The organism is Phormidium sp. CCY1219, assembly GCF_035615515.1.
GTDB lineage: Bacteria > Cyanobacteriota > Cyanobacteriia > Cyanobacteriales > Laspinemataceae > CCY1219.
This window is the reverse complement of sequence record NZ_JAJENT010000580.1, coordinates 1-4602: the sequence shown is the minus strand read 5'-3', so window position 1 is coordinate 4602 and position 4602 is coordinate 1. Positions and strand designations below refer to the sequence as shown.

General features: G+C 52.3%; 3 protein-coding genes and 1 pseudogene. 2 read left to right on the top strand and 2 right to left on the bottom strand.

All coding sequences use genetic code 11. The features are described 5' to 3' along the window. Positions 1 to 801: 801 nt before the first annotated feature. Positions 802 to 1215 (bottom strand): annotated as a pseudogene (locus LKK83_RS16205) ((2Fe-2S) ferredoxin domain-containing protein); the annotation flags it as partial. Between the two features lie 524 nt (positions 1216 to 1739). On the opposite strand from LKK83_RS16205, the gene groES reads away from it, so the two are divergent. Together groES and groL are read left to right on the top strand one after the other, a co-directional pair. Next, positions 1740 to 2051: a co-chaperone GroES gene (groES, locus tag LKK83_RS16200; RefSeq protein ID WP_324632258.1), complete on the top strand. Its 312-nt coding sequence runs from the start codon at positions 1740 to 1742 to the stop codon at positions 2049 to 2051. Between the two features lie 88 nt (positions 2052 to 2139). Beyond that, entirely contained in the window at positions 2140 to 3771 is a 1632-nt protein-coding gene (gene groL, locus LKK83_RS16195) for a chaperonin GroEL (protein WP_324632256.1), read from the top strand. Between the two features lie 240 nt (positions 3772 to 4011). Here groL and LKK83_RS16190 read toward each other — a convergent pair whose 3' ends face one another. Further along, complete coding sequence (locus LKK83_RS16190) at positions 4012 to 4503, bottom strand: Uma2 family endonuclease (protein WP_442957323.1); 492 nt, start codon at positions 4501 to 4503, stop codon at positions 4012 to 4014. Positions 4504 to 4602: the final 99 nt, after the last annotated feature.

Genomic DNA, 4602 nt, shown 5'->3' with positions numbered 1-4602 from the left:
CGTTCCGAATGTCGATTGTTTGTGCCTTTAGGACGCCACTATACGCCGGGTTTCTTTTGAGTGTGTGGAAGGTCGAATAGAGACTCGCCTTCCCTTTATCCTTCACCTTTTGGTTCCAGCGTATCAGTCTAATTTTCGCTGGTTTCAAATATCGACGCTTCAATCGTGGCTTCGTTTTCCTATCCATAGACACTTGCTCGATGGGGTACCTGTTTAGACTCAGGCTTAACCATCTTTCCTCCCCGCTTCACGGATTGATGACCAGTCGCTACTGTGGGGGAGGTGCTTTCACATGACACACTTCATGGGGTGGGCTTTCACCACCATCGATATTCAGTTGTCAAGGCCCTTTTGGAACCTTACCCTGCCCACGTTTCGGAGATTTTCCTTGACTTTTGGCAGGAACGGATCGCACCTCTAAATATTGATTATAACTCATTGGCTACCCTCCTAACGGGTTGGCTAGATCCCTCGATCGCCGGGAGTTCAGCTGCGATCGCTTGGAAATCTCGGCATTCGAGGTTCCCGCAGAGGGGGGTGGCGATCCGTTAGGGATCCCTCGGTTGAGAATCACAGATCGCCACTACAAATCAAAACCCGTGAAGGACAACGCCGCCCTCGGAAAATCCAATCGCCCCTCCATTACTGGCGATCGCCCTTGGTTTCGCCCTTCGTTCCCGATAGTCCGGTTCCCGAGGACGGGCCTTGGGCTGTGGAGGTGACTTTTTTCTGCGCCTCGGCGCTGCTGTTTCCCTCCACTGGCGGCGCTTGGGAATCCATTGCTGGGGCTGGAAATCCAGGTAGGGGATGGGTTAAAAAGGCATACTCTTCCACCACGCGATTTCCCAAGAGATGTTCTTGGATAATCCGTTCGATGACCGGTGGGGTGGCGCTATGGTACCAAACCCCATCGGGATACACCACTAAAATCGGGCCTGAACAACAGACCCGCAGACAATTGGCTTTCGTGCGAAACACGCAATTCGGGCGCTCTTGAGTGACGCGATCGAGCTTTAACTCTTTCAGTCGTTTTTTGAGGTAGTTCCAGGCTTCGAGACCCGCTTCAGTGGCGCAGCATTTGGCCACGCTTTGATCGGCACAGATAAAGACGTGGCGCTGAATTTGGTTGAGTCCCAAACTTTGGACGCAGTTTTGCAAAGCGTTCTCATCTCCGGGAACGCAGGGGGTTGGCGGTTGAGAATCGGCGTTTGGCATGGATTGGTGGGTCCTCAAAAAAGCGAATTACAAAGGTGAAGTTACGAATTCACTCCCGGAACGGTTTCCGGGTTATTTTGTCACGCCCCATTCCCCCAGGGAGCTTGAGGGTTAGGGTTTCGTGAGTGCAGAGTCTAGTTTACCAACGCCACAGGGCGCAATGGCAGGGGGATGGCGCGGGTAAATTGTTAATTGCTGATTGTTTATTCTGTAGTTACTAAGGAGTGAAAATGCAACTCCAAGCGGTTTTACTGAAGGATTGAACGGTGAGAACAGCCCGGGTGGGCGACTCCCGAATCCCTCTCCAGAAGTCCGGTCTGGAAAGTTCGGGAACCCGTACAGAAAAATTAGTTGCACAGCGTACCCAATTTTAGGTAAATTAGCACTCAGAAGTTGAGAGTGCTAAAGCGAGCGCCAAGCGGTCACCAGTGGCAAGGCTGAAAAGCCGATAAATGCAAAGCCTTCGAGCGTGACCGCCACGCACGAGAAGCTCTTGACCGATAGTTGATAAGGAGGAAATATAAATGGCCCCTGTTTCTTTAAGTGTTTCGACGGTGAAGCCCCTTGCCGATCGCGTATTCGTGAAGGTAAGTGCCTCTGAAGAAAAAACCGCAGGTGGAATTTTACTGCCCGACACCGCAAAAGAAAAACCGCAAGTGGGAGAAATTGCCGCTGTGGGAGCTGGCAAGCGCAACGATGATGGCTCTCGCCAAGAGCTGGAAGTGAAAGTTGGCGACAAGGTGCTGTACTCCAAATATGCCGGCACCGACATCAAGCTGGGCAATGAAGAATACGTCCTGCTGGCGGAAAAAGACATTTTGGCGATCGTTGGCTAAAACAAGCGCTTTTTTGCCGCGAAGTTTTATGCCTCATTCTACCTAGTTCATCTCATAGTAGTCCTCTTACACACTGCAACGGATACCTATGGCTAAGCGTATCATCTACAACGAAAATGCTCGTCGCGCCCTGGAAAAGGGCATGGATATTTTGGCGGAGTCTGTCGCCGTCACCCTCGGGCCGAAAGGTCGCAACGTGGTTTTGGAGAAAAAATTCGGCGCACCTCAAATCGTGAATGATGGGGTGACCATCGCCAAAGAAATCGAACTGGAAGATCACGTGGAAAATACGGGGGTTTCCCTGATTCGTCAAGCTGCGTCGAAGACCAACGACGCCGCCGGAGACGGAACCACCACCGCCACGGTGTTAGCCCACGCGATGGTGAAAGAAGGACTGCGCAACGTCGCGGCGGGTGCGAATGCGATCGCCCTGAAGCGCGGTATCGACAAAGCCACTGCGTTCTTAGTGGATAAAATTGCCGAGCACGCCCGTCCGGTGGAAGAATCCAAGGCGATCGCCCAAGTGGGCACCATCTCTGCCGGTAACGATGAAGAAGTCGGCAAAATGATTGCCGAAGCAATGGACAAGGTGGGCAAAGAAGGTGTGATTTCCCTCGAAGAAGGAAAATCCATGACCACCGAACTGGAAATCACCGAAGGGATGCGCTTTGACAAAGGCTACATCTCTCCCTATTTCGTCACCGACACCGAACGGATGGAAGCGGTACTCGATGAGCCGTTCATCCTGATCACCGACAAGAAAATTGCCCTGGTGCAAGACCTGGTGCCGGTACTCGAACAGGTGGCGCGGTCCGGTAAGCCCCTGATTATTATCGCCGAAGATATTGAAAAAGAAGCCCTGGCAACTCTGGTGGTGAACCGCCTGCGTGGCGTGCTCAACGTCGCTGCGGTGAAGGCTCCTGGGTTTGGCGATCGCCGCAAAGCCATGCTCGAAGATATCGCCATCCTCACCGGCGGTCAACTGGTGACCGAAGATGCAGGTCTGAAGCTGGAAAATACCAAGATCGATATGCTCGGTAAAGCTCGCCGCATCACCATCACCAAAGACAACACCACCATCGTCGCTGAAGGCAACGACCAAGAAGTAAAAGCTCGCTGCGAGCAAATCCGCCGTCAAATGGAAGAAAGCGAATCTTCCTACGACAAGGAAAAACTGCAAGAGCGTCTGGCGAAACTCGCCGGTGGCGTCGCCGTGATCAAAGTCGGTGCCGCAACTGAAACCGAAATGAAGGACCGCAAGCTGCGCCTGGAAGACGCCATCAACGCCACTAAAGCGGCGGTGGAAGAAGGTATCGTTCCTGGCGGTGGCACCACCCTGGCTCACCTGGTCCCGGCTCTGGAAGAATGGGCCACCAGCAACTTCACCGGAGAAGCACTCACCGGGGCGATGATTGTCTCTCGCGCTTTGGCGGCTCCCCTGAAGCGGATCGCGGAAAATGCCGGCCAAAATGGTGCCGTGATCGCTGAGCGCGTCAAAGAAAAAGACTTTAACGTGGGCTACAACGCGGCGAATAACGAATTCGTGGATCTGTTTGAAGCCGGTATCGTTGACCCCGCTAAGGTGACTCGTTCCGCACTGCAAAATGCCGCCTCGATCGCCGGTATGGTGCTGACCACCGAGTGCATCGTGGTTGACAAACCTGAGCCGAAGGAAGGCGCTCCCGCCGGTGCCGGCATGGGCGGTGACTTCGACTACTAATTCCTGAGTCGATCGGGGGATTTTATCCGTTCCTCCGATATCGATAACTCGCTACAGTAGGGTGGGCACTGCCCACCCTACTTGTGCTTTGAGAGCGTTTCTTGGGCAACATCCTACAAGCGGGCATTGAGGATTCGTTCGAGATCATTAGAATGCACGAGTGTTCACAGAAGGTTTAAGTGCCGGATGCCGGATCGTTTTACTCAATGTTTGTCCCCGATGAACGCGATCGCCGCAATTTTATTCCCCGGCGTCTTCTGCTGTGTCTAACTCCACTTTATCGTACAAATCTTCCAGGGCAATCTGAAAGTCAATCGCATTCAGACAAATACTTTCATCGGTGGCATCATATTCCACAAACATCCACCGCTTGCGATCGCTTTTAACATATTGCTCCACCTGGATTCTGTACTGGTCAATGACTAGATATTCCTGAAAATTGGGAATCCTCCGATAGGCGGCAAATTTTTTATCTTTATCATAACTTCGGGTAGATTCGGATAATATCTCAGCAATGACCAACGGATTGGTAATGGTGTCTCGCCTTCCTTCTTGCAACTGCAAATCCCCCCGCACTACCATCACATCCGGATAAGTGTATATGCGCTTTCTGGGAATCCAAAGGCGCCGATCGGTAAAGAACACATCATAAGGCTGAAGCTTGAGGGCAAAATCGAGCGCCGCATATAGGTTGCCAGCAATTCGATTGTGATTTGGTGTCCCACCCGTCATTGGAATAATTTCACCATTGATATAGTCATCAGAAATTAGGGTTGGTAAGGGGGAGAACGGAAACCCTCGTCATTTATGCGTAGGGAGGAGTTCTCCCCC